Raw genomic sequence first — 25,875 nt, forward strand, 5'->3', positions numbered from 1 at the left:
GCGCCGATGCTATCAGAGACGTAGCCGCCCGCCACGACTGCGTGCCGCCCCCAGGCCGTGAGGCAGCAGGCTGGAACGGGTGTGCGCGTGGCAAATGGCGATGGCCAGGGCGTCGGAGGCGTCGATCTGCGGCTTGGCGGTGAGCTTGAGCATGTGCATGACCATCATCTGCACCTGTTCTTTATTGGCCGCGCCGGTGCCGACCACGGCCTGCTTGACCTGGGTGGCGGTGTACTCGGCGATTTCCATGGCCTCTTCGGCACCGGCCACGATGGCGGCGCCACGGGCCTGACCGAGCTTGAGGGCCGAGTCGGCGTTTTTCGCCATGAACACCTTTTCGATCCCCATCGTCACCGGTTTGTAGGTCTGGATCACTTCACGCACACCGCGATAGACGATCTGCAGGCGCTCGGCCAACTCGCCCGCGCCAGTGCGGATGCAGCCCGAGGCAACATACACGCAGCCGCGCGGGGTGTGTTGCACCACGCCAAAGCCGGTGATGCGCGAACCGGGGTCGATACCTAGGATTAAAGTCATAACGCCTGCAGGTCGGGTAAACACAATTTTTGATACAGGGAAGATCCAATGTGGGAGGGGGCTTGCTCCCGATGGCAGTGGTTCAGTCGATTTATAAATGACTGACACACCGCCATCAGCAGCAAGCCCCCTCTCACATGTTGATCCACATCGCCCTTCAGCCCAGTTGCTCGGCGACCGACTCTGGAATGTCAGCATTAGAGTAGACGTTCTGCACGTCATCCAGGTCCTCAAGCATATCCAGCATCTTCAGCACTTTCTGCGCGCCGTCCAGGTCCAGTTCGGCGCTGGTGGTCGGCAGCATCACGATTTCCGCGTCGGTGCCTTTGAAACCGGCGGTTTCCAGCGCGTTACGCACCGCATAGAACCCGGCGAACGAGGTGAACACGTCGATGGAGCCATCTTCATTGGTCACCACGTCGTCAGCATCCGCTTCCATCGCGGCTTCCATCAACGCGTCTTCATCCACATCCGGCGCAAAGGAAATCTGGCCCTTGCGCTCGAACAGGTAGGCCACCGAGCCATCCGTGCCAAGGTTGCCACCGCACTTGCTGAACGCGTGGCGCACGGCCGCGGCGGTACGGTTGCGGTTATCGGTCATGCACTCGACCATCACCGCCACGCCGCCCGGGCCGTAGCCTTCGTAGGTCAGCTCGACCATGTCGTCGGTATCGGCCGCACCGGCGCCACGGGCCACGGCGCGGTCGATGATGTCGCGACTCATGTTGGCGCCGAGGGCCTTGTCCAGCGCCAGGCGCAGACGCGGGTTGGAGCCCGGATCACCGCCACCCTGGCGGGCGGCGACGGTCAGTTCGCGAATCCACTTGGTGAAAATCTTGCCTTTCTTGGCATCCTGACGCTCTTTGCGGTGCTTGATGTTCGCCCACTTGGAATGGCCAGCCATAACACAACTCCGAAATTCTCTAGAAACCTTATCAACCCCGCCCCAGGCGGGATACAACCCTTGTAACGCAAAGGCGCATCCGAAGATGCGCCTTTTTGACTGCGTAAAACCTTATCGCGCTTTCACGCAGCGGCCTTACTCAGCCTTCGGCGCCTCGCGCAGGCGGATATGCAGCTCGCGCAGTGCCTTGGCATCCACGACACCCGGGGCCTGGGTCATGACGTCCGCAGCGCTCTGGGTTTTCGGGAAGGCAATCACTTCACGGATCGACTGGGCGCCGGTCATCAGCATCACCAGACGGTCCAGGCCGAAGGCCAGGCCGCCGTGGGGCGGTGCGCCGTATTTCAGGGCGTCGAGCAGGAAGCCGAATTTCTCTTCCTGTTCGGCTTCGTTGATGCCCAGCAGACGGAATACCGCTTGCTGCATTTCCTTGCGGTGGATACGGATCGAACCGCCACCCAGCTCAGTGCCGTTCAAGACCATGTCGTAGGCGCGGGACAGCGCGCCCGCCGGGTTGGCTTCGAGCTCTTCTGGCGAGCACTTCGGCGCGGTGAACGGGTGGTGCAAGGCGCTGAAGCTGCCGTCGTCGTTCTCTTCGAACATCGGGAAGTCGACGACCCACATCGGTGCCCACTTGCAGGTCAGCAGTTCCAGGTCGTGGCCCAGCTTGATCCGCAGCGCGCCCAGGGCTTCGCTGACGATCTTGGCCTTGTCGGCGCCGAAGAACACGATGTCACCGTCGACCGCGCCCACGCGATCGAGGATCACATTGAGGTTGGCTTCCGGGATGTTTTTCACGATCGGCGACTGCAGGCCTTCAACGCCCTTGGCGCGCTCGTTGACCTTGATGTACGCCAGGCCCTTGGCACCGTAGATGCCGACGAACTTGGTGTAATCGTCGATCTGCTTGCGCGGCATGCTCGCGCCGCCAGGCACGCGCAGGGCGGCGATGCGGCATTTCGGGTCGTTGGCCGGGCCGCTGAACACCTTGAAGTCGACATCCTTGAGCTGGTCGGCCACGTCCACCAGTTCCAGCGGGTTACGCAGGTCTGGCTTGTCGGAACCGTAGCGGCGCATGGCTTCTTCGAAGGTCATGTGCGGGAATTCGCCGAATTCCAGGTCCAGCACTTCCTTGAACAGGTTGCGGATCATTTGTTCGGTGATGCCCATGATCTCTTTTTCATCGAGGAAGCTGGTCTCGATGTCGATCTGGGTGAATTCAGGCTGGCGATCAGCACGCAGGTCTTCATCACGGAAGCACTTGGCGATCTGGTAGTAACGGTCGAAGCCGGCCACCATCAGCAGTTGCTTGAACAGCTGCGGCGATTGCGGCAGGGCGAAGAAGCTGCCGGCGTGGGTACGGCTCGGCACCAGATAGTCACGCGCGCCTTCCGGAGTGGCACGGGTGAGGATCGGGGTTTCGACGTCGAGGAAGCCGTTTTCATCGAGGAAGCGGCGGATGCTGGTGGTCATGCGCGAACGCAGACGCAGCTTCTCGGCCATTTCCGGGCGACGCAGGTCCAGGAAGCGATAGCGCAGGCGGGTTTCTTCGCCAACATCGGAGTATTCGTTCAGTGGGAACGGCGGGGTTTCCGACTCGTTCAGCACTTCAAGCTCGTAGCCCAGCACTTCGATCGCGCCAGAAGCCATGTTCGGGTTCACCGCACCGGCCGGACGCAGGCGTACCTTGCCAGTGATCTTCACCACGTATTCGCTGCGCACGCGGTCGGCGGCGGCGAAGCTCTCGGCGCGGTCCGGGTCGAACACCACCTGGGCCAGACCATCACGATCACGGATATCGAGGAAGATCACCCCGCCGTGGTCGCGGCGACGGTGAACCCATCCGCAAAGGGTGATTTCCTGACCTTCCAGGGTCTCGTTCAGTTGGCCGCAATAATGGCTGCGCATCATGGTAGTGGTTTCACTTCTCGTAATTCGAAATTCGGTGGCAGGCTTGGCCTCAGTCACCGCACATAAGTCAGGGGACGGATAATGCAGGAGCCTGCGCGTAGAGTTCAACTCAGTCTGCTTTGTCGCCGCCCGCCAGATTCTTCTTCGAGCCGGTCTTGAAGTCGGTCTCGTACCAGCCGCTGCCGCTCAGGCGGAAGCCCGGCATGGACAACATCTTTTTAAGCTGCGGCGCCTGGCAGGCTGGGCAATCGACCAGCGGCGCGTCGCTGATCTTCTGGATGGCTTCCAACTGATGACCACAGGAAGCGCATTGATAGTCGTACATGGGCATGGAGATGTCTCGGCGATCAGATCGTTACTGTGCCGCGCCTGCCTCCGGACAGAGGGCACTGCGCAGAAAGCGCTGGCAGCAGCAAAGCGCGGGATTATATCTGGTAAATCGAGGCAGCGCAGCCGGCTTTCTGCCCGAGGCCCGGCCCGCGTGCACGTTGGGCCGGCCCCGGAACCTCCGGATTACTCAGGGTTTGACAGGCAAGCACGGCCTTTCAATACGTGAACCACGCACACCACTCGGACCAGCCCGCTGAAGTTCTTCACGCCGCCATAGCGCAAATGCACTTCCCGATCGACATAAGACAACAACGCACTGACTGAACAGGCATTGAGCCTGGCTATTTCCGTGAGGATATTCCAGTAGATCTGTTCCAGCCGCAGGCAAGTGGAAAACCCATTGAGCCTTACCGATCGGGACAGCGGCCGCGCCAGCCCCATATCGAACCCTTTGACAAAGGGATCGACGTTTATCTTTTGAAAACCACAGGTCTCCATCACTCTACTACCCACTCCACGTGACATACAGCCGACACTCCATTGCCAAACAGCGGTCCATGGGTTTCTCCCATTGGACGGTGGGCCTATCAAACAGCAGGAGGACGGAGGCAGCCAGAAGACGGGGAGTTGATAGTCGTAGGACAACGCCAGGAAACACGGAGAAACAAGCGAGCGGCGCCAGGACGGCGCCACCCGGGGTCGACGTCTACTTGCTTTCGAGCAGGGAACGCAGCATCCACGCGGTTTTTTCGTGAACTTGCATACGCTGGGTCAACAGGTCGGCCGTCGGTTCATCGCTGACCTTATCGAGCAGTGGAAAAATGCCGCGCGCGGTGCGCGTAACCGCCTCCTGGCCCGCCACCAACTGTTTGATCATCTCTTCAGCGCTGGGCACGCCCTCTTCTTCCTTGATCGAAGACAGACGCGCATAGATCGAATAGGCACCCGGCGCCGGGAAGCCCAGGGCACGAATTCGCTCGGCTATCAGGTCCACCGCCAGCGCCAGTTCGTTGTACTGCTCTTCGAACATCAAGTGCAGCGTGCGAAACATGGGGCCCGTGACGTTCCAGTGGAAATTGTGGGTCTTCAGGTACAGCACATAGGTATCGGAAAGCAGACGCGAAAGCCCGTCGACGATGGATTTGCGATCTTCTTCACTGATACCGATATCGATTGCCATGTTTATCCCCTTCAATTGAACAGCATTCATTGATCAGGTGCCGGACCACTCTAGCAAGAGTACTCACCGTGTGCAGCCCGACGCACCGAGGCGACGTGCGGCAAATCGCCCTGCTTGGCCTTGCTGGCCCGCGACGGTGAAGGCTTTGGGCGCTATAGGAAGTTTCCCGACAGCAGGCAAAACGCCTGCAACTGTCTAGGACAAGCGTTTGACGCAGAAATGCCCTGCCCCCTTGCAACGCCCGGAAATGCTTGATTTGAGTAGGCACAGCCTTTGCTGTTAAATAGGCAGCGTGTCGCTGTCGTTATTTTCTTCGGCCAGCGCATAGGCTGATACCCGCGCACGTGCTCAACGCCTCCCATTGTTCAGAAGCGAACCGTGCCAGTCAGCTCTTCCTTGTGATCCGTCTTAACGTGAGTTAATCAAAATGTTGAAAATCGTCCACCTGCTAACGGGCGTTGCAGCTTTGCTGCTGTCCTTTATCCCGAGCCTGCAGCCTGAAAGCCTGCCTTACCTGCAACAACATGACGCTCTGTACCTGGCCTTGTTCGGCCTTCTCAACCTGACGCTGGCACCAGTGATTCCTTACTGGAACAAAGGCACGCGTCATCAACTGCAAAACCTGGTCAGTGCGCTGCTGGTGCTGACTGTTGTCGTACAAACCCTCACCCTCCTGGCGCCCATGCCTGAAGTCGGCGGCCACCCGGCCATCCTGCTCAGCCTGGTGATTGCGCTGGTCGCCATCGTTCTTCACCTGGCCATCAGCTTCTACCGTTCGTCCCCTACGGCCGCGTCGCAAAACTACGACATGACCAATCGGGATACCGGGACCGTCAAGTGGTTCAACACGTCCAAAGGCTTCGGCTTTATTTCCCGCGATTCGGGCGACGATATCTTCGTCCACTTCCGGGCCATCCGTGGCGAAGGCCATCGCGTTCTGGTCGAAGGCCAGCGTGTGGAATTCTCCGTCATGAACCGCGACAAAGGCCTGCAAGCCGAAGACGTGATCGCCGCCTTGCCGCGTCGCTGATTCCAGGCTAAGCAGTAAAAAAAACCGCGATCCGGCGCAGGCTGGATCGCGGTTTTTTATGGCGCGGCTATTAATAGTGAGGCGGCGGCGCGTCTTCTTCGGACGACTCGAACTGGCCGCCCATTTCTTCCTGGCGCTTGAGCAGCGCAGTCATCTGCAGTTGCAGGCGTTCGACCGCCCGCTGCTGGGTGACCAGGATATCGTTGAGGGTTTCGATGGTGTCGTCCTGAAAGGCCAGGCGGCTTTCCAGGTCGGTCACGCGGTCTTGCAGATCCATGGTTCAGTCCTGGGTAAAGATGAAGTCGGCAGGCAACAGCTCGCGCAACCGCGCACGAATGGCAGCCACTTGTTCTTCCGTATACGGCCGCGCCGGGTGCTTGCCCCAAACTGGCGCAGGCCAGGCAATGTCGTCGCGTTTGCGCACGATCACATGCACATGCAACTGGCTGACAACATTCCCCAGCGCGCCGATGTTCATCTTGTCGGCCACTAAGCCTTCGCTCAGCAATTGCGCCAGGGCCGTGGTTTCTTCCCACAGCTTCTGTTGATCTGCGACACCCAGTTGAAACACTTCGCTGATACCGTTGATACGCGGCACCAGAATGTACCAGGGGTAATTCGAGTCATTGGACAGCAGCAGGCGGCACAACGGGAAGTCCCCGATGGCCAGTGTGTCTTGTTGCAGGCGTTGATCTAAGGCGAACACCGCGGGCACTCCGTTCGGCAGGTCAGATTCTGGAGCCCAGCATACCTTCGAACGCTTGCGGCTTCACTTCGAATGCAGAAGCCAACGCACATCCCGATAAAAAACCTGCCCCCTTTCGAGGCAGGCGGATAATTGAGCTACGCTAACTCGGGCCTCACCGGGATGCACCAAAATGACCCACCCGTGCATCAAAGAGATCCGCCAAGTACCCACCCATGAGGGTGAATCGGTAACGTTTCTCTCTGGCACGGGATTCATGCACCACCGGAGCAAGAGAATGCATGGCCGTCAAGAGCAAACAAAACGGCGTAAAAAGCCCGTGCTTATAGGTTTTTTACAGCGCAGCAAGGCTTTTCACGAAAAAGTGACATTCAGTTACCGGTTTGGGCGCGCTTGTTGCATTCACACCCACATCGTCGGCAACGGCACCCTTCAGGAAGCGGGTGTTTCGCGATAAGAACAGCAGCGAGTCAATGCGGAACAAGGACGCATTCAAACTATGAAAGGGGTTTGAAAAGAGCATTGAAGTTGTCAGTCCGGTTGCATTCGGACTGTGGATTTGCGACACGGATCTAGCAATTTACGACAGCCTCGTAAAGAAGCTGAAAGGAAAGATGGGTAAGTATCGTCATTAGAGTCAGCGTGATATAACTTTACGCGGACACAAAAAAAGAAAGAGCCGCCCAGATAAAAATACAGGTGGGACGGCAGTACTCTTCCTAAAACCAAAGGAGCAAATCACGATGCGCGTGATGAAGTGGAGCATGATCGCCCTGGCTGTTTCAGCAGGCACCTCGCAGTTCGCAATGGCGTCTGCCCAAGACGATGCCAAGGGCTTCGTTGAAGACAGCACTTTCAGTATCAATACCCGTGCGCTGTATTTCAGCCGCGACAAACGCAACAATGACTCCGGCCAAAGCCGCAGCGAAGAAACCGGTCTTGGTTTCAACGGTCTGTACCAATCGGGCTTTACCCAAGGCACCATCGGTGTCGGCGTCGACGCCATCGGCCTGCTGGGCCTCAAGCTCGATAGCGGCAAGGGCCGTGCTGGCACTGGTCTGTTCCCAACAGGTTCGGATGGTCGTTCGCAAGACGACTACTCCAAAGGCGGCGCCGCAGTTAAATTCCGCGTCTCCAATACCGTGCTGAAAGCCGGCGATCAATACACCACAGCGCCTGTATTCGCCTCTGATGACAGCCGCTTGCTGCCTGAGTTGCCGCAAGGTATCTCGATCACCAGCAACGAGATCAAAGACCTGAAGCTTGAAGCCGGTCACTTCACCTCGATCGTCGCTCAAGACCATACCTACAAGGACAGTATCTCCAGCTCCGAGCCGATTACCGGCCGTGGCCTGCGTGATGCCAACTTCCTGGGCGGTGTTTACGCCTGGACGCCAGAGTTCACTACCAGCCTCTACTACTCGAAAGTAGAAGACTACTGGAAGAAACTTTACGCCAACGTGAACTGGACCCACGCGCTGAGCGCTGATCAGTCCCTGGCCGTAGACTTCAACATCTACAGCACCAAAAGCGACGGTGCCGGTCTGCAACGCGCAGAAAAAGACAACACCACCAAGCTGGATAACCGTGCCTACAGCCTGCAAGGCGCTTACACCTACCAGGCTCACACCTTTACCCTCGCTTACCAGAAAGTTAGCGGTGACGGTGACTACGGTTACGGCGTAGACGGCGGCGGCACGATTTTCCTGGCCAACTCCATCGCCCGTTCCGACTTCAACGCTGAAGACGAGAAATCCTGGCAAGCTCGCTACGACCTGAACATGGCCACCTTCGGCGTGCCAGGCCTGAGCTTCATGACTCGTTACGTCAACGGTAGCGGCGCCAACACTGGCACCACGTCGAACGGCAAAGAGTGGGAACGCGACATCGAAGCAAAATACGTGATCCAGAGCGGCCCAGCAAAAGACCTGAGCCTGCGCGTCCGTCAAGCCACCTATCGTTCGTCTGACGGCGTGTACTACGGTTCGTCGTCTATCGACGAACTGCGTCTGATCGCGCAATACCCGCTGAACATCTTGTAATTGCCCGTTCGATTACAACGATGACTTAAGGCTTCGGCCTTAAATGAAAAGCCGCTCCCTTGCATGCAAGGGAGCGGCTTTTTTATTGCAGTATTATTTCAGCAGCAAAATATCTAGCAAGCTAACTAACGAGATTAACGCTCGCGCACTTAACCTGACCTGTCAGCCAAGTTAAGTGCAAATGCCTTTCATTACTTCGCCGCTGTTTCCTGCATCACGCGAATAACCCGCTGCGGAAATGGAATATCGATCCCCGCCGCTTTCAAACGATCACGTGCCAGTTCATTGAACATGAACATCACGTCCCAATAATCCGCCGTCTGGGTCCAGCACCGCAAAGACACCGTGATCGAACTATCGCCCAAGGTCGAAACCACGGCCACTGCCGCCGGATCAGCCAATACACGCGGGTCTTTCGCCAGTTCCAGCAACACTTCGCGGGCTTTCTGCAGGTCGGCCTCGTAGTCCACCCCCACATCGAACACCACCTTGCGGGTCGGCTGACGGTTGGTGTTGGTGATGAGCCCGTTAGACAGGCTGCCATTAGGGATGATCACGGTCTTGTTGTCACCGGTGCGCAGCACGGTGTGGAAGATCTGGATGCTGTCGACGGTGCCGGACGTGCCCTGGGCTTCGATCCAGTCACCAATACGGAACGGGCGGAACAACAGAATCAGCACGCCGCCGGCGAAGTTCGCCAGGCTGCCTTGCAGTGCCAGGCCGATGGCCAGGGTGGCGGCACCGATCGCGGCCACGAACGAGGTGGTGGCTACACCGATCATGGAGGCCACGTTGACCACCAGCATGACCTTGAGCGCAATGTTCGCCAGGCTGGTAATGAAGTGTTGCAGCGCCAGGTCGGCGTTACGCAGGGCCAGCAAACGTCCCACACGGTGGGTCAATACGTTGATCAGCCACCAACCGATGGCCAGGGTGACCACTGCCAGCAAAAACCGGCTGCCGTATTCCATGATCATCGGCAACCACGATTCTGAGGTCTTGATCAGGTGATCCACTTCAGCGTTCAAATCCATCTACATGCTCCTGTTTACCGGGTGTGCGGCGTTATTGAGTGCCCATTACGCAATTGAGCCCGGAAGGGCTCAATGTGAGGCGCGGTTTCTGGGGCGTGGGACGTCAAAAACGTCCTCAGGTTCCCCAAAATGCCATCAGTCGCGGAAGTTATTGAACTGCAGCGGCATGTCGAAGGTCTTGGCGCGCAGGGACGCGATGGCTTCTTGCAGGTCATCACGCTTCTTGCCGGTGACGCGCACCTGTTCACCCTGGATGGCGGCCTGGACTTTCAGCTTGGCATCCTTGATATGGGCCACGATCTTCTTCGCCAGCTCCTTGTCGATGCCTTCCTTGAGGACGGCCTCCTGCTTCATCAACTTGCCGGACGCGTAGGCGTCCTTGACTTCAAGGCACTGTGCGTCGATCTTGCGCTTGACCAGGGCCAGCTTGAGGATCTCGATCATCGCTTCCAGTTGGAAATCGGCTTCAGCGGTCAGGTTGACGGTCAGTTCCTTTTCCTTGAATTCGAAACTGCCCTTGCCTTTCAAGTCATAGCGACGGTCCAGCTCCTTGACGGCGTTCTCGACGGCGTTGGTGACTTCGTGTTTGTCCAGTTCGGATACCACGTCGAACGAAGGCATGTCATTTCTCCAATATAAGGGGCGGGCTCAGTAGAGATGGAGCGCGCCCAAGCTAAAATGCCGGAGCATTATAGCGGTTCTTTCGCCCTATTCGCTGTGAGCGACCCTACGGAGCACAAACTGATGTCGACCACCTGGCATATTCTCGGCGCCGGCAGCCTTGGCACGCTGTGGGCCACCCGCCTGGCCCGTGCCGGCGTGCCGGTGAAGCTGATCCTGCGTGATGCGGCACGCCTGGCCAGCTATCAGACAGCCAGCGGGCTGACCCTGGTGGAGCACGGCGTAGCGCACACTTATCCGATACTCGGCGAAACACCCGACAGCCCCGAGCCGATTCATCGCTTACTGGTGGCGTGCAAAGCCTACGACGCTCAAAGCGCAGTCGCACAACTGCAACCGCGTCTCGCACCGGGCGCCGAATTGATCCTGCTGCAAAACGGCCTGGGCAGCCAGGACGCCGTCGCCGCGCAGTTACCTCAGGCCCGCTGCATTTTTGCCTCCAGCACCGAAGGCGCATTTCGCGACGGCGATTGGCGCGTGGTGTTTGCCGGCCACGGCTATACCTGGCTGGGGGACGCCAGTCACCCCACTGCCCCGCTGTGGCTGGACGACTTGTGCGCCGCGGGCATTCCTCACGAATGGAGCAGCGACATTCTTACGCGCCTATGGCGCAAGCTCGCACTCAATTGCGCCATCAACCCGCTGACCGTGCTGTACCAATGCTGCAATGGCGGCCTGCAAGCCCATCAGTGTGAAGTCGCGACCCTATGCGCCGAACTGGCCGAGTTGCTGGAATGCTGCGGCCAGCCAGCAGCAGCGCAGGACCTGCACACGGAAGTGGAACGGGTGATCCAGGCCACGGCGGCCAATTACTCCTCGATGTTCCAGGACGTGGCCAGTGCGCGGCGCACCGAAATCAGCTACCTGCTGGGCTATGCCTGCAAAGCCGCCGCTCGGCACCGGTTGACGCTGCCGCATCTGCAACAGGTGCAGACGCGCCTCGTCGACCAACTGATTGCACGCGGATTGCCCAGCGACTGAGGCACGCGCTACCCTGCCTACTCGTCTATTACCTGTGAAACCCCTGATGCCACTGCGCCAGCGTCTTGAAAACCTACCGGTAGGGCAGAAACTGCTGGCCGCCCTGTTGGTGCTGCTGACCACCGTATTGCTGGTGGCCAACCTGACTTTTATCAGTGCCGCCTACTGGATCTCCCAGGAGAGCATGGCGCCCCAGGCGCTGCAGGCGATCGGTCGACTGGTGTCCAACCCGGCGCTCGCCGCCGAAGCCCTTGAGTCGCCCGACAAGGCCGACGCCCTGCTCAATGAGCTGACCAGCTATTCGCCGCTGCGCGCCGCCGCGTTGTACGACGCGGAGGGCAATCGCCTGGCGCAGATGCAACACGGCGACCGCCTGCATCTGCCGGACAACTACCGGCATATCGAGGCCTGGCGCGTCACCGAGTTTCGCAGCAACCAGGTCATCACCCTGCCCCGCCCCGGCCAGCCTTCCGGGCATTTATTGCTGGTCGCCAGCAGTGAGTTACCGGTGGCGTTCTACACCGGCACGTTGACAGCCAGCCTGGGCATCCTGATTTTCAGCGTGCTGCTGTGGCTGGTCATCGCCCGGCAGATCAAACGCCTGATCACCCGGCCGATCCATGAGCTGGAAGAGCTCTCGCGCCAGGTCACCCGCGAAGAGAACTACGCCCTGCGCGCCGGCCGTGGAAACCGTGACGAAATTGGCAGCCTGGCAGAGGCCTTCAACACCATGTTGTCGCGTATCGAGGCCCGCGAGCAGCAGCTCAAGCGGGCGCGCGATGAGGCTCAGGCGGCTTACGACCAAGCACAGGGTCTGGCCGAAGAGACCCGCCATACCAACCGCAAGCTGGAGCTGGAAGTCCAGGTTCGTAGCAAGATCGAGAAAAAACTCACCGGTTTCCAGAACTATCTGAACAGCATTATCGACTCGATGCCCTCGGCGCTGATCGCCCTGGATGAGCAGCTCTATGTCACCCAGTGGAACCAGGAAGCCACTGCGCTTTCCGGCACGCGGCTGGATGAAGCGCTGAACCAGCCGATCTTCCTCGCCTTCCAACCGCTCAAGCCCTACCTGCCGCAGATCAAGGCCACGGTCGAGCAACACACGGTGGAGCGCATCGAGCGCGTCACCTGGGTCAAGGACGATGAGCCCAAGCATTACGCCCTGACGTTCTATCCGCTGATGGGCGGTGCCGGGCGCGGTGTGGTGATCCGGATCGATGACATCACCCAGCGCCTGTCCCTGGAAGAAATGATGGTGCAGTCGGAGAAAATGCTCTCCGTCGGCGGCCTTGCCGCAGGCATGGCCCATGAAATCAACAACCCACTGGGGGCGATCCTGCATAACGTGCAGAACATCCGCCGCCGCCTGTCCCCCGACCTGCCCAAGAACCAGGAACACGCCGAACAGGTGGGCATCGAACTGCAGACGGTCAACCGCTACCTGCAAAGCCGCGAAGTCCCGCAATTGCTCGACGGTATCCAGCAGGCCGGCGCACGGGCGGCGAAAATCGTCACCCACATGCTCAGTTTCAGTCGCCTCAGCAACCGGCAGATGGCCCCTTGTGATTTGCCAGCGTTGATCGACCAGGCGGTGGAAATCGCCGGCAACGATTTTGACCTGGCCATCGGCTTCGACTTCAAAGGCCAGGCGATCATCCGCCAGTTTGACCCACAGCTCGGCCCGGTGCCGGGCACCGCCAACGAGTTGGAACAAGTGCTGCTCAACCTGCTGAAAAACGCGGCGCAGGCCATTCACCAGCGCGAAGACGACCGTGAGCCGGGGCGCATCATCCTGCGCACCCGCCTCAACCCGCCCTGGGCGGAGATCCAGGTCGAAGACAACGGCATCGGCATGAGCGAGAACGTGCGTAAACGTACCTTCGAGCCGTTCTTCACCACCAAGGAAATCGGCCAGGGCACCGGGCTGGGGCTGTCGGTGTCGTACTTCATCATCACCAACAACCACAAAGGGCAGATGGAAGTGCATTCCACCCTGGGCCAAGGCACCTGCTTTACCTTGCGCCTGCCCCTGGCCGGCAGCCAATTGCCCCCCGCTGAACTTACCCAACTGGAGCACTGACCATGGGCTTTCGCCTGTCGAAGATTTACACCCGTACCGGCGACCAGGGCGAAACCGGCCTCGGCGACGGCCGCCGCGTGCCCAAGGACCACCCACGGGTGGAGGCCATCGGCGAAGTCGATACGCTGAATAGCCAGTTGGGGTTACTGCTGGCTTATCTCGAAGCACTCGGCGGGCAGCATCCAGGCTTACAAGACGTCATCGAGGTGCTTACACCTTGCCAGCATCGATTGTTCGATCTGGGCGGCGAGTTGGCGATGCCAGAGTACAAGGCACTGAACGCGGCAGAAGTTGATCGGTTGGAAGCAGCGATTGATCGCTGGAACGAAGAGGTCGGGTCGCTGGAGAACTTCATCTTGCCCGGTGGCTCAGCACTGATCGCCCAGGCCCATGTATGCCGTAGCGCGGCGCGCAGTGCGGAGCGACGCTGTCAGCACCTGAATGCGCTTGAACCGTTGGAAGGGGTGAGTTTGGCGTATATCAACCGGCTGTCGGATTTGCTGTTTGTGGCGGCGCGGGTGATAGCCAAGCGCCAGGGTGTTGCGGAGATTTTGTGGCAGGCGGCGTCGAAGCCCCACTGATTATTCGGCGCCTGGTCTGGCGCCATCGGGGGCAAGCCCCCTCCCACATTTGGATTTGTGAACACCTTCCAATGTGGGAGTGGACTTGCCCGCGATGAGCATAGGTATCTACACAACTTTGTAGCAGCCAACGGTAACCACGATGCGAAGCGAGCCGCTCTTGATTTTGCTTTTGATCTCAGGCGCCCCGTTAAACCACGCTGGCCGGAATTCGATATTGATTGGGGGGTGAACCGGCAGGGATGCCGGTTTAGCCGCCCAAATCAATGTCGGATTCCGGGCGCACCGAGCCTAGGCGAGGTGCCGAGTGGTGGGGCGAAGGCCTAATGAGATGGTCAGCCCGGCGAGAACCTCAGGTCTACACTACTGAGGTTCTCACTTTTCCTGAGGAGGTTTTCTCATGAACAGCGTAACGCTTCTAGGCATCGACATTGGCAAGAACAGCTTCCACTTACACGGCCAGGACGCACAAGGCCATCAGGTACTGCGCAAGAAGCTCAATCGAAGCCAGTTGCTGCCATTACTTGCACAAATGCCCCCCTGCAAAGTCGCCATGGAATCCTGTGGCGGGTCACAGTTTCTTGCCAGAGAAATCACCAAGCTCGGTCATCAGGTCCAACTGATAGCGCCGCAGCATGTGAAGGCTTACGTCACCGGCAACAAGAACGACTTCATTGATGCCGAGGCTATCTGTGAGGCCGCATCACGTCCCAGAACGCGCTCTGTACAGGTCAAGTCGGTTGATCAGCAGGTGTTGTCGACCGTGCATAAACTGCGTAAATCACTGGTGAGTCGGCGCACTGGAGTGATCAACCAGGTGCACGGGTTCTTACTGGAGTTTGGCGTTATCTTTCCCGCTGGCTATGCCGCGCTGGATCGGGTTCCTGCATTGATGGAAGAGCACAATCTACCGCTGCGCCTGCGGCAGGCTATTAGTCGGATGCTTGATGACATTCGTCAATTGACCAGCGAAATCAAAGCACTGGATATCGAGATCAAGCAGCAGGTGAACGGGAGTGACGCTGGCAAAAGATTACAGAGCATCCCCGGCATAGGCCCCCTCATCGCTAGCGCGCTGGTGGCCGATGTCGGGGACGCTTCGATATATAAATCGTCCCGAGATTTTTCGGCTTCGTTGGGGCTGGTGCCACGGCAATACTCAACCGGAGGGCAAACCACGCTCCTGGGTATCAGCAAGCGCGGGGATCGGTATTTGAGAACCTTGCTGATGCAGGGCGCCCAAACCCTGCTTTATCGAATCGATAAGCGAAACGACGCCCTTGGAGTCTGGGCCAGAAACCTACTGGCTCGGAAACCGCTTAACAAAGTTGCCTGTGCGCTGGCTAATAAAATGGCCAGGATTGTCTGGGCGCTGCTGACCAAAGGTGGCACCTACAACGGGCATTTCACCGTGTGACCCAGCTTTACCACCGGCTTTTGCGACGTCAGTAATTGATGGCGATAAACGGCAGATACCCTGGCTGAGAACCTGATAAGCAAAATAGCTTTCGAAGCTGAAGCGCTTTTAAGGACAGGCAGGAGCGAATACTCATCAAGGGCCGAACGCGTAACCGCGCTCACAAGGAGCCCGGATACATTAGCGCAAGCCTGATTTACCGTTCATCGTGACTGGATAGCAAAAGGTGGGCTGACCATACATTTGCTTACTTTTGGCTGGGCCGGCATTCCGGCCTTTCCAAAAGTGAGCCGCTGTAAGAGCGGAATCAATAGCCGCCGTTACCGCAGCAACGGATATGTACTCGGTCTGATCCAACATCCTGGTCGGCTGTCAGGCCGCCATCGGGGGCAAGTCGAATCGTCGCACCGCCCCTCCCACATTTAGGTCGCGGGGCATCAGTTAGATAGTCGTCGGCTCCCGAGCCATCGCGGGCAGCCCACTCCCACATTTGGATTTGTGAACACCTTCCAATGTGGGAGTGGGCTTGCCCGCGATGAGGCCAGCAAACGCTACATCAATCTTGCGGCCAGAACGCCCGAATCCCTGCAACACCTTGGGCGCCGGCATCCCACGCCTGCTCGCGCTCAGCCGGCCCAACGCCACCCAACAGATACACTGGCTTGCTGAACCCGCGGATCAGCTCTGCCGCCTGCTCCCAACCCAACGGCTGGGCATCGGGATGGGTCTGGGTCGGCTGCACCGGCGACAGCGTGACAAAATCCACGTCCATCATTTCCGCCAGCGCCAGTTCCTCAGCGTTATGGCAGGACGCTGCCAACCAGCGATCCTTCGGCAGCGGTCGGCCCTTGCTTGCGTATTTGCGCAGTTGCGCCGACGTCATGTGCCAACCGGCTGCAGGAAAATCCCCCAGCCATTCGAACGGCCCCTTGAGCATCAACTGCGCCTTGCCAGCACACAGGCCCACGGCGTCTACCGCCAGGTCACGGTACTTGGGGTCGTAACCGTTGGGTGCGCGCAGTTGAACCAGTTTGATACCGCCCGCGATGGCTTTCCGGATACCGCACAACAGCGGCGCGGTTTCCAGCTCACCCGGCGTGATCAGGTAGTCACCGGGCAACCGTGCGGCGGCAACGATCGGCGCATTGGCTGCAGGGAACTCATAGTTGAGCAAGTCCCGAGGGGCCACCCACTCCAGCGGCTGCCCTTCGGCACCATGGGGCTCGCCGGTAAAGGCCGAGACTTCCCAGACATCCAGCAACACCTGCTTGTCCGGATAGTCATGCTGCACCTTGATCAGCGGCCGCGCCGTTGTGACCTGGATGCCCAGCTCTTCCTGCAACTCGCGGGACAGCGCCGTGGCGACCGACTCTTCGGCCTCCACCTTGCCACCGGGAAATTCCCAGAGGCCGCCCTGATGCTGGGTATCGGCACGGCGCGCCAGCAGGATTCTGCCGTCGACGCCGCGGATCACCGCTGCTGCTACATGCACTCGTTTCACCGCGCTTATCCTCCGGGCTTCAGGTACGGTATTCCGCATTGATCTTCACGTACTCGTGGGACAAGTCCGTGGTCCAGATGGTTTCGCTGCACTCGCCGCGACCCAACTCGATGCGGATGGTGATTTCTTCCTGCTGCATCACCGCCGAACCCTGGGCTTCGGTATAGCTCTCGGCGCGGGCGCCACGGCTGGCGATGCACACGTCACCGAGGAACACGTCGATCTTGCTCACGTCCAGGTCCGGCACGCCGGCACGGCCGACGGCGGCGAGGATACGGCCCCAGTTCGGGTCGGAGGCGAACAGCGCGGTCTTGATCAGCGGCGAGTGAGCCACGGTGTAACCAACATCCAGGCATTCCTGGTGGTTGCCGCCGCCGTTGACTTCAACCGTGACGAACTTGGTGGCGCCCTCGCCGTCACGCACGATGGCCTGGGCCACGTCCATGCACACTTCGAACACCGCTTGCTTCAACGCGGCGAACAGCGGGCCGCTGGCCTCGGTGATTTCGGGCAGGTTGGCCTGGCCGGTGGCGATCAGCATGCAGCAGTCGTTGGTCGAGGTGTCGCCATCGATGGTGATGCGGTTGAACGACTTGTTCGCACCGTCCAGGATCAGGCTGTGCAGCACATCGCGGGAGACTTTGGCGTCGGTAGCGATATAGCCAAGCATGGTGGCCATGTTCGGACGGATCATGCCCGCGCCTTTGCTGATACCGGTCACGGTGACGGTGACGCCGTCGTGCACGAACTGGCGGCTCGCGCCTTTTGGCAGGGTGTCGGTGGTCATGATGCCAGTGGCGGCGGCCGCCCAGTTATCCACAGACAGGTCATCCAGTGCGGCTTGCAGGGCGCCTTCGATTTTTTCCACAGGCAGCGGCTCACCGATCACACCGGTGGAGTACGGCAGCACCTGGTTGGCATCCACGCCAGCCAGTTGCGCCAGTTTGGCGCAGGTACGCGCAGCCGCGACCAGGCCCGGCTCGCCGGTGCCAGCGTTGGCATTGCCGGTGTTGGTCAGCAGGTAACGAATCGGGCCGGCCACGCGCTGCTTGGCCAGGATCACCGGCGCTGCGCAGAATGCGTTGAGGGTGAACACACCGGCGACGGTCGAGCCTTCAGCACAGCGCATCACCACGACATCCTTGCGCCCCGGGCGTTTGATGCCGGCCGAAGCGATACCGAGCTCAAAACCGGCAACCGGGTGCAATGTGGGCAAAGGACCAAGACCAACAGCCATGAATGCGCTCCTTAAAAATAGATGATGTCTGTGCCGTCGCGTTCGACGGTGGGAATTAATGGCAAAACGCCGCGACGGCTGATGCCGGTCGCGGCGCGGGGTGTTACAGCGTCAGGCGAAAATCTTAGTTGATTTCGCCGTGGCAGTGTTTGAACTTCTTGCCCGAGCCGCACCAGCACAGCTCGTTACGACCCAACTTCTGTTCGTTGCGCACCGGGGTCTGAGCCAGGGCCACATCGACCTCTTCGCCCAATTCCTCAGGTGCATCAAGACCTGGCGCTTCGTCATGCTGGAACTGCATGCGCGCCGCCAGTGCCTCGGCTTCCTCACGCAGGCGCGCTTCTTCCTCGACCGGGTCTTCGCGACGCACCTGAACGTGGGACAGCACGCGAATCGAATCGCGCTTGATCGAATCCAGCAGTTCGGAGAACAGCGTGAACGACTCGCGCTTGTACTCCTGCTTCGGGTTCTTCTGGGCGTAGCCACGCAGGTGAATACCGTGACGCAGGTGGTCCATGGTCGACAGGTGGTCTTTCCACAGGTCGTCCAGCACGCGCAGCACGATTTGTTTCTCGAAGGTGCGCAGCGCTTCGGCACTCGCCTGCTCTTCTTTCTCGTTGTACGCGGCCAGCAATTCGGCCATCAACTTCTCACGCAGCGTCTCTTCGTAGAGGTGATCGTCTTCGTCCAACCACTGCTGAACCGGCAAGTCGACACCGAAGTCGCTCTTCAACGCAGCTTCCAGGCCGGCAACATCCCACTGTTCTGGCAGGGACTGCGGCGGAATGTGCGCGCTGACTGTTGCGTTGAGCACGTCCTGACGGAAATCGGCGATGGTCTCGCCAATGTTGTCGGCGGCCAGCAACGTGTTACGCATGTGATAGATCACTTTACGCTGTTCGTTGTTGACGTCATCGAACTCGAGCAGTTGCTTACGAATGTCGAAGTTACGGCCTTCGACCTTGCGCTGGGCCTTCTCGATGGCGTTGGTCACCATGCGGTGCTCGATCGCTTCACCGGACTGCATGCCCAGCGCCTTCATGAAGTTCTTCACCCGATCCGAGGCGAAGATGCGCATCAGGCTGTCTTCCAGGGACAGGTAGAAACGACTGGAACCGGCGTCACCCTGACGACCGGCACGACCACGCAGTTGGTTGTCGATACGGCGCGATTCGTGACGCTCGGATGCGATCACCTGCAAGCCGCCGGATTCCAGCACGGCCTGGTGGCGTTTCTGCCAGTCGGCCTTGATCTGGGCGATCTGCTCAGGTGTCGGATTGTCCAGAGAAGCCACTTCCACTTCCCAGTTGCCGCCCAACAGGATGTCGGTACCACGACCGGCCATGTTGGTGGCGATGGTCAGCGCGCCGGGGCGACCGGCCTGGGCGATGATCTCGGCTTCTTTTTCGTGGAACTTGGCGTTGAGAACCTTGTGCTCGATGCCTTCCTTGTTCAGCAAGCTGGACATGTGCTCGGACGTTTCGATGGTGGCAGTACCCACCAACACCGGACGGCCCTGGGTCATGCATTCCTTGATGTCGGCGACGATGGCAGCGTATTTCTCGTCGGCGGTCAGGAACACCAGGTCGTTGAAGTCTTTTCGCGCCAGCGGCTTGTTCGGCGGGATAACCATCACCGACAGACCGTAGATCTGGTGGAATTCGAACGCTTCGGTGTCGGCCGTACCGGTCATGCCGGACAGCTTGTTATACAGACGGAAGTAGTTCTGGAAGGTGGTGGACGCCAACGTCTGGCTTTCGGCCTGGATGTTGAGCACTTCCTTGGCTTCGATGGCCTGGTGCAGGCCCTCGGACAGACGACGCCCCGGCATGGTACGACCGGTGTGTTCGTCAACCAGGACGACCTGGCCGTCCTGGACGATGTATTCGACGTTGCGGTGGAACAGCTTGTGTGCGCGCAGGCCGGCATACACGTGGGTCAACAGGCCCAGGTTGTGTGCCGAGTACAGGCTTTCGCCCTCGGCCAGCAGGCCGATCTGGCTCAACATGTCTTCGACGAACTGGTGACCGGCTTCGTTGAGTTCGACCTGGCGGGTCTTCTCGTCGATGGTGAAGTGACCTTCTTTGGTCACCACGCCTTCCACTTCCTCGATGTGCTGCTCAAGGCGCGGGATCAACTTGTTGATCTCGGTGTACAGGCGCGAGCTGTCTTCGGCCTGGCCGGAGATGATCAGCGGGGTACGGGCTTCGTCGATGAGGATGGAGTCGACTTCGTCGATCACGGCAAAGTTGAGTTCGCGCTGGAATTTTTCTTCCATGCTGAACGCCATGTTGTCGCGCAGGTAGTCGAAACCGAATTCGTTGTTGGTGCCGTAGGTGATGTCGGCAGCATAAGCCGCACGCTTCTCTTCCGGTGGCTGGAACGGCGTCACGACGCCGACAGTCAGGCCGAGGAATTCATACAGCGGGCGCATCCAGTTGGCGTCCCGGCGGGCCAGGTAGTCGTTCACCGTCACCACATGCACGCCTTTGCCGGACAGTGCATTGAGGTAAACACCCAGGGTTGCGACCAAAGTCTTGCCTTCACCGGTGCGCATTTCGGCGATCATGCCTTCATGCAAGGTCATGCCGCCGATCAATTGCACGTCGAAGTGGCGCATGCCCATTACGCGCTTACCGGCTTCGCGGGCGACCGCAAAGGCTTCGGGAAGCAGCTTGTCGAGGGTTTCACCTTTGGCTATGCGGGCCTTGAACTCTTCGGTCTTGGCGCGCAATTGCTCGTCCGAAAGGGCAACCATCTGCTCTTCGAAGGCATTGACCAGCTGCACCGTCTTGAGCATGCGTTTAACTTCGCGCTCATTCTTGCTTCCAAAAAGTTTCTTTAACAAAGGCGCAAACATATCGGCAGGTTCTTCCACACATAGGGATGGAGGGCGCACCGTGAGTGGCCCGAGCAGCCCTCACGGCCGCATGCGAACGCGCATTCTACCCGGAATCGTGGGTGAGGAAAGTGGCGTTGTTCCCCAATGCAGGCATGAGCCCGTGAGAGGGCTTATTTAAAATAAGGGCTTTTACCGGAACTTCAACCCATGGAGGGCATTGATTTTGCGGGCAAAGCCCCACAAATGCATTGCCTGGGGGTCCACAGGCGGTTTCTGCTAAGATGGCGGCTCTGTTACCTAAGGTGTCTGATCATGGCGTTTCGCCCTCTTACAGCCCGCGCCCCCAGCGTGTTGCTTCGCGAAGCCAAGCCGTTGAAAGCCATCTTCAGCCATGCGCAACGCTTGGGCCATCTGCAACGCCTGGTTGAAAGCCAATTGCAACCGGCGGCACGGGAACACTGCCATGTCGCTTCGTGGCGCGAGGGCAACCTGCTGCTTATTGTCACAGACGGCCATTGGGCGACACGCTTGCGCTATCAGCAAAAACGCCTGCAGCGGCAGTTGATGGCATTTGACGAGTTCGCCAGCCTGACGCGCATCCAGTTCAAGGTGCAGCCGCCGACCGTTCCGCAAGGCGCTGCGGGGCACACCATGGATTTATCGGCGAACGCGGCCGAAACCATTCAGGCAACAGCCGACGGTATCAGCGATCCGGGTTTGCGTGCGGCTCTGGAGCGGTTGGCCGCCCATGCCAAGCCCAAAGCCTGACCCCCTATTTGCGCTTGCTGCCGCCCAGCAACGACCCCAGCAAGCCCCGCACTAATTGGCGCCCCATCTGATTGGCGGCTTGTTGCATGGCTGACTTGAGCGCCTTGCCGGCCGCCGTCCCGAGAAACGCCCCGGCCCTGTCGGTAAAACTCGGTTCATCGCTCACAGGCTGGGCTTCTTCGGCCGGGCCCAACGCCTTGCGCGCCATCAGCACTTCATAGGCCGACTCCCGGTCAACCGGCTTGTCATAGCGACCCTGCAACGGCGAACTGGCGACCAGCGCGACCCGTTCGGCGTCGCTGAGCGGCCCGATCCGCGATTGCGGAGGTGCGACCAGCACGCGCTGGACGACTTCCGGCGTGCCCTTTTCCTGCAAAGTGCCCACCAGTGCTTCACCGGTGCCCAGTTCTGTCAGGACCGACAAGGCATCAAATGTCGGGTTGGGCCGAAAACCGTCCGCCACCGCGCGCAGTGATTTCTGCTCTTTGGTGGTGAATGCGCGCAGACCATGCTGGACACGCAAGCCAAGTTGCGCCAGTACGCTGTCAGGTAAGTCCCCCGGAGATTGCGTGACGAAATACACGCCCACGCCTTTCGAGCGAATCAATCGCACCACCTGTTCCAGGCGGTCCTGCAAGGCCTTGGGCGTATCGGCAAACAACAAATGCGCTTCGTCGAAAAACAGCGCCAGCAGCGGTTTGTCTGCATCGCCGCGCTCGGGCAACTGCTCGAACAGTTCTGCCAGCAGCCATAAAAGGAAGGTTGCGTACACCTTGGGCGCTTCGTGTACCAGGCGGCTGGCGTCAAGCAAGTGGATACGCCCACGACCATCACTGGCAGGTTGCAAAATATCCTCAAGCTGCAGCGCCGGCTCGCCGAACAACGCTTCGGCGCCCTGCTGCTCCAGCACCGCCAGGCGCCGCAACAGCGCCTGGCTGGAGCCGGTGGTCATCAGCGCCGCATCTTCACCCAGCAGCTCCGGGTTATAGCGCAAGTGGTTGAGCAGCGCCTTGAGATCCTTGAGATCCAGCAGTAACAGGCCTTCGCGGTCCGCAACCTTAAACGCGGCATAGAGCGCTGATTGCTGGCTGTCGGTGAGCTCCAACAGGCTACCGAGCAACAACGGGCCCATTTCACTGATCGTGGTGCGCAATGGATGACCGGACTGACCGTGGATATCCCACAGCGTCACCGGATACGCCTTGGCTGTGTAATTCAAGAAGGGCATGCCGGCGATGCGCTCGGCCACCTTGCCCTGGGGGTTGGCTGCAGCGCCGAGACCACAAAGGTCGCCCTTGATATCCGCGGCGAATACCGCCACGCCCGCGTCGCTGAAGGCTTCCGCCAAACGTTGCAAGGTGACGGTCTTGCCGGTGCCCGTGGCACCGGCAATCAACCCGTGACGATTGGCCAGGCGCATGGCCTGGGCGATGGGCTGGCCGTCGAGGCCGGCGCCGATAAGCAGTTGCGTGGAGTCAGGCATTTCGTCACCCATGGTTAATTTTTCATGCCGCCAGGTCGATAGAGATAAATGTGAGACCCACAAAGTCTAAAAATAGGTCAGATAGTTCTTACAGGGCTCCATCAGAGCTATCACCAGAAGTAGCACACCTTTTTTGACGCTGCCATGAATGGTTCAGCCCTGACCTAGCCCTATATCAATGCCGCGACGGGGCAATTGATCACTTCCATCGCCCCCCCCAGCGCCAAGGGCAGCCAGAGCATAGCCGTGGTGATCATCATCGCGCTCTGATCCGAGTGCTGATGCAACCGCTGCACGTGATGACCCGCGCCATGCAGGACATCGCCGATGGCGAGGGTGACCTGACTCGCCGCCTGACCCTCCAGAATCACGACGAACTCGGCATCCTGGGTAATGCGTTCAACCGTTTCGTAGAGCGAATTCATACGTCGATCCGCGAAGTATCCTCGGCCACCGGGCAAGTCAATGAAGTAGCCCTGCGGGTGGTCAGCGCTTCCAACTCATCGATGATCAACTCCGACGAGCAGGCCGACCGCACCAACAGCGCCGCCGCCATCAACCAATTGGGGGCCGCCGCCCAGGAGTCGGCACAACAGGTGCAAAAGATGATTGAGGAACTGCAAGTCGGCGCCCGGGACTCGGTCAGCACCATGAGCGAAAGCCAGCGCCACAGCCTCGACAGCGTCGAAATCGCCAACCTGGCCGGCGAGCCGATGTTTCTGCTGATGCTCGGCGAGCCGCAGCTCAAGCGTCCACTTCAGGGGAAGCAGGCCGTTTCTGCAACTCATCCCACAATTGGGCAGCCCCAGGAAAGTCAGTACCGTCCTCGGCATCCAGCGCATCCGGATCATAGCGACTCAGACACCCCTCGCCCAACGTAGCGGGCGCCCTGGATGTAGCTTTATCGAGTGGGTCGGTCATGGGCTTGTCCTGATGGCAGATCAATGAAAAAAGGCCTGGAACGATTTAACGCCCAGGCCCTTCATTCTTCAATCAAAACGCGTTGATCAGAACACCACAGTCTTATTGCCGTGTACCAGCACGCGGTCTTCCAAGTGATAGCGCAGGCCACGGGCCAGGACCATCTTCTCGACATCACGGCCGAAACGCACCATGTCTTCAATGCTGTCGCTGTGGCTGACACGCACCACGTCCTGCTCGATGATCGGGCCGGCGTCCAGTTCTTCGGTGACGTAATGGCACGTTGCGCCAATCAACTTCACGCCACGCAGGGAAGCCTGGTGGTACGGTTTGGCACCGACAAACGACGGCAGGAAGCTGTGGTGAATATTGATCACCTTGCCGGCGTATTCACGGCACAGTTCCGGCGGCAGGATTTGCATGTAGCGCGCCAGCACCACGACGTCGGTTTCGTGCTGCTTGACCAGGCGAGACACCTCGGCGAACGCCGGTTCCTTGTCCTGCGGGTTGACCGGCACATGGTAGTACGGGATGCCATGCCACTCGACCATACTGCGCAGGTCGTCGTGGTTGGAGATCACGCAGGCGATCTCACAGTCCAGTTCGTCGCTGTGCCAACGGTGCAGCAAGTCGGCCAGGCAGTGGGATTCACGGCTGGCCATCAACACCACACGTTTTTTCTGCTCGGTATCGCTGATGTGCCAGATCATCGAAAACTCTTCGGCGATCGGCGCAAACGCCTCGCGAAAGGCCTCAAGACCAAAGGGCAGCGTATCGGCACGGATCTCGTGGCGCATGAAGAACCAACCGCTGAGATTGTCCGAGTGATGGCTCGCCTCGGTGATCCAGCCGTTGTGGGAGGCCAGAAAGTTACTGACTTTGGCAACGATGCCAACCCGGTCCGGGCAAGCAATCACCAGCCGAAAAGTGCGCATTAGGGGAAAACTCCAGAACTTCGCAAAGGTCGCCATTCTAGCGATTACGCAGAAAAACTGCAGTATCCGTTGACGCTTATTCTGCCCTCGCCTTGGCCACACCGCTTAATGGCGTAAGGTTTTACCACCGCTATATGCATGCGCATCGGCAAGCTCAAGCAGTTAGTGGAAATTAAGCAGGTTATCTTTAGCCATCCCCCTGCCAATTAACTCGTTTGCTTAGATTTGCCACAAACACTCAAAGTAATTCACATAAATATCCCCTTAAATGTTTACTTGGGGAAATAGCCTGACTATTATTGGCCACTGTCCCTGCCAATCAGCGCTCTACATAAGGTAGTCCACATGTCCCTGATCAACGAATACCGTGCCACCGAAGAAGCTATCAAAGAGCTGCAAGCCCGTTTGAAGAATCTGTCCCAAGACGACAAACTGCAAACCGAGCTGGAATTCGAAGGCAAACTGCGTACCCTGATGGGCGAATACTCCAAATCCCTGCGTGACATCATCGCGCTGCTGGACCCAGAGTCGAAAGTTAAAGCACCGCGCGGCGCCGTAAAAACTACCGGCACCAAGCGTGCGCGCAAGGTCAAGCAATACAAAAACCCGCACAACGGCGAAGTGATTGAAACCAAAGGTGGCAACCACAAGACTCTGAAAGAGTGGAAAGCCAAGTGGGGCGGTGACGTGGTTGAAGGTTGGGCTACCCTGCTGGGCTAAGCCTCGCCAGGCTCTCGCCTGATACGCGATATACAAAAACGCCAGCTTGCT

Annotated in this window: 23 protein-coding genes and 1 pseudogene; 9 read left to right on the top strand and 15 right to left on the bottom strand. The window is 59.2% G+C overall.

Annotated features, from left to right (window positions below):
- Positions 1–12: 12 nt before the first annotated feature.
- From ruvC to U5A08_RS23520, 6 genes are all read right to left on the bottom strand, one after another.
- Positions 13–537 (bottom strand): crossover junction endodeoxyribonuclease RuvC, encoded by a 525-nt coding sequence (ruvC, locus tag U5A08_RS23495; RefSeq protein ID WP_321848822.1) that lies wholly within the window; start codon positions 535–537, stop codon positions 13–15.
- Between the two features lie 157 nt (positions 538–694).
- Complete coding sequence (locus tag U5A08_RS23500; RefSeq protein WP_253398462.1) at positions 695–1,441, bottom strand: YebC/PmpR family DNA-binding transcriptional regulator; 747 nt, start codon at positions 1,439–1,441, stop codon at positions 695–697.
- A 135-nt stretch (positions 1,442–1,576) separates the two neighbouring features.
- On the bottom strand, positions 1,577–3,352 hold the full coding sequence (gene aspS, locus U5A08_RS23505; protein ID WP_253398463.1) for an aspartate--tRNA ligase: 1,776 nt from the start codon (positions 3,350–3,352) through the stop codon (positions 1,577–1,579).
- Positions 3,353–3,461: 109 nt separating this feature from the next.
- Entirely contained in the window at positions 3,462–3,683 is a 222-nt protein-coding gene (locus U5A08_RS23510) for an FmdB family zinc ribbon protein (protein WP_100938824.1), read from the bottom strand.
- 182 nt (positions 3,684–3,865) lie between these two features.
- On the bottom strand, positions 3,866–4,207 hold the full coding sequence (locus U5A08_RS23515) for a ribbon-helix-helix domain-containing protein (protein ID WP_247401619.1): 342 nt from the start codon (positions 4,205–4,207) through the stop codon (positions 3,866–3,868).
- A 181-nt stretch (positions 4,208–4,388) separates the two neighbouring features.
- Complete coding sequence (locus U5A08_RS23520) at positions 4,389–4,862, bottom strand: Dps family protein (protein ID WP_104902566.1); 474 nt, start codon at positions 4,860–4,862, stop codon at positions 4,389–4,391.
- Positions 4,863–5,289: 427 nt separating this feature from the next.
- Here U5A08_RS23520 and U5A08_RS23525 point away from each other — a divergent pair, with 427 nt between their 5' ends.
- Positions 5,290–5,892 (top strand): cold-shock protein, encoded by a 603-nt coding sequence (locus tag U5A08_RS23525; RefSeq protein ID WP_276194623.1) that lies wholly within the window; start codon positions 5,290–5,292, stop codon positions 5,890–5,892.
- 70 nt (positions 5,893–5,962) lie between these two features.
- On the opposite strand, the gene U5A08_RS23530 is transcribed toward U5A08_RS23525, so the two are convergent.
- Positions 5,963–6,169, bottom strand: a complete 207-nt coding sequence (locus tag U5A08_RS23530; protein ID WP_321848829.1) for a SlyX family protein — start codon at positions 6,167–6,169, stop codon at positions 5,963–5,965.
- A gap of 3 nt (positions 6,170–6,172) precedes the next feature.
- Positions 6,173–6,598 carry an HIT domain-containing protein gene (locus U5A08_RS23535; RefSeq protein ID WP_321848831.1) on the bottom strand — a complete coding sequence of 142 codons (426 nt, stop codon included), beginning with the start codon at positions 6,596–6,598 and terminating at the stop codon, positions 6,173–6,175.
- Between the two features lie 743 nt (positions 6,599–7,341).
- On the opposite strand from U5A08_RS23535, the gene U5A08_RS23540 reads away from it, so the two are divergent.
- Positions 7,342–8,640, top strand: coding sequence for an OprD family porin (locus tag U5A08_RS23540; protein ID WP_253398467.1), 1,299 nt, complete (start codon positions 7,342–7,344; stop codon positions 8,638–8,640).
- A gap of 191 nt (positions 8,641–8,831) precedes the next feature.
- On the opposite strand, the gene U5A08_RS23545 is transcribed toward U5A08_RS23540, so the two are convergent.
- Positions 8,832–9,674 (bottom strand): mechanosensitive ion channel family protein, encoded by an 843-nt coding sequence (locus tag U5A08_RS23545; protein WP_253398469.1) that lies wholly within the window; start codon positions 9,672–9,674, stop codon positions 8,832–8,834.
- 135 nt (positions 9,675–9,809) lie between these two features.
- Positions 9,810–10,295, bottom strand: coding sequence for a YajQ family cyclic di-GMP-binding protein (locus tag U5A08_RS23550; RefSeq protein WP_247401629.1), 486 nt, complete (start codon positions 10,293–10,295; stop codon positions 9,810–9,812).
- 123 nt (positions 10,296–10,418) lie between these two features.
- Here U5A08_RS23550 and U5A08_RS23555 point away from each other — a divergent pair, with 123 nt between their 5' ends.
- The 4 genes from U5A08_RS23555 to U5A08_RS23570 all read left to right on the top strand — a co-directional run bounded on the left by U5A08_RS23555 (position 10,419) and on the right by U5A08_RS23570 (position 15,417).
- Positions 10,419–11,336: a putative 2-dehydropantoate 2-reductase gene (locus U5A08_RS23555; RefSeq protein ID WP_253398471.1), complete on the top strand. Its 918-nt coding sequence runs from the start codon at positions 10,419–10,421 to the stop codon at positions 11,334–11,336.
- A gap of 46 nt (positions 11,337–11,382) precedes the next feature.
- On the top strand, positions 11,383–13,419 hold the full coding sequence (locus U5A08_RS23560) for a sensor histidine kinase (RefSeq protein ID WP_253398473.1): 2,037 nt from the start codon (positions 11,383–11,385) through the stop codon (positions 13,417–13,419).
- Between the two features lie 2 nt (positions 13,420–13,421).
- Positions 13,422–14,000: a cob(I)yrinic acid a,c-diamide adenosyltransferase gene (locus tag U5A08_RS23565; protein WP_253398475.1), complete on the top strand. Its 579-nt coding sequence runs from the start codon at positions 13,422–13,424 to the stop codon at positions 13,998–14,000.
- A 400-nt stretch (positions 14,001–14,400) separates the two neighbouring features.
- A complete protein-coding gene (locus U5A08_RS23570; RefSeq protein WP_177033629.1) occupies positions 14,401–15,417 on the top strand; it encodes an IS110 family RNA-guided transposase in 1,017 nt (338 codons plus the stop codon).
- Between the two features lie 556 nt (positions 15,418–15,973).
- On the opposite strand, the gene U5A08_RS23575 is transcribed toward U5A08_RS23570, so the two are convergent.
- The 3 genes from U5A08_RS23575 to secA all read right to left on the bottom strand — a co-directional run bounded on the left by U5A08_RS23575 (position 15,974) and on the right by secA (position 21,015).
- Positions 15,974–16,918, bottom strand: coding sequence for a Nudix family hydrolase (locus tag U5A08_RS23575; protein WP_253398477.1), 945 nt, complete (start codon positions 16,916–16,918; stop codon positions 15,974–15,976).
- A 19-nt stretch (positions 16,919–16,937) separates the two neighbouring features.
- Positions 16,938–18,155, bottom strand: coding sequence for a bifunctional glutamate N-acetyltransferase/amino-acid acetyltransferase ArgJ (argJ, locus tag U5A08_RS23580; RefSeq protein ID WP_321848838.1), 1,218 nt, complete (start codon positions 18,153–18,155; stop codon positions 16,938–16,940).
- A gap of 124 nt (positions 18,156–18,279) precedes the next feature.
- Complete coding sequence (gene secA / locus U5A08_RS23585; protein WP_253398481.1) at positions 18,280–21,015, bottom strand: preprotein translocase subunit SecA; 2,736 nt, start codon at positions 21,013–21,015, stop codon at positions 18,280–18,282.
- A gap of 294 nt (positions 21,016–21,309) precedes the next feature.
- Here secA and U5A08_RS23590 point away from each other — a divergent pair, with 294 nt between their 5' ends.
- On the top strand, positions 21,310–21,765 hold the full coding sequence (locus tag U5A08_RS23590) for a DUF721 domain-containing protein (RefSeq protein ID WP_017847108.1): 456 nt from the start codon (positions 21,310–21,312) through the stop codon (positions 21,763–21,765).
- A gap of 4 nt (positions 21,766–21,769) precedes the next feature.
- On the opposite strand, the gene U5A08_RS23595 is transcribed toward U5A08_RS23590, so the two are convergent.
- Positions 21,770–23,248, bottom strand: a complete 1,479-nt coding sequence (locus U5A08_RS23595) for a helicase HerA-like domain-containing protein (RefSeq protein ID WP_247399675.1) — start codon at positions 23,246–23,248, stop codon at positions 21,770–21,772.
- 266 nt (positions 23,249–23,514) lie between these two features.
- On the opposite strand from U5A08_RS23595, the pseudogene U5A08_RS23600 reads away from it, so the two are divergent.
- Positions 23,515–23,958, top strand: a pseudogene (locus U5A08_RS23600) (HAMP domain-containing protein); the annotation flags it as partial.
- A 297-nt stretch (positions 23,959–24,255) separates the two neighbouring features.
- Here the strand turns inward: U5A08_RS23600 and purU are convergent.
- Positions 24,256–25,104 (bottom strand): formyltetrahydrofolate deformylase, encoded by an 849-nt coding sequence (gene purU, locus U5A08_RS23605; RefSeq protein ID WP_247399654.1) that lies wholly within the window; start codon positions 25,102–25,104, stop codon positions 24,256–24,258.
- A 345-nt stretch (positions 25,105–25,449) separates the two neighbouring features.
- Here purU and mvaT point away from each other — a divergent pair, with 345 nt between their 5' ends.
- Positions 25,450–25,824: a histone-like nucleoid-structuring protein MvaT gene (gene mvaT / locus U5A08_RS23610; protein ID WP_005790963.1), complete on the top strand. Its 375-nt coding sequence runs from the start codon at positions 25,450–25,452 to the stop codon at positions 25,822–25,824.
- Positions 25,825–25,875 lie beyond the last annotated feature (51 nt).

The sequence above is a fragment of the Pseudomonas paraveronii genome, assembly GCF_963681955.1.
Classification (GTDB): Bacteria; Pseudomonadota; Gammaproteobacteria; order Pseudomonadales; family Pseudomonadaceae; genus Aquipseudomonas; species Aquipseudomonas paraveronii.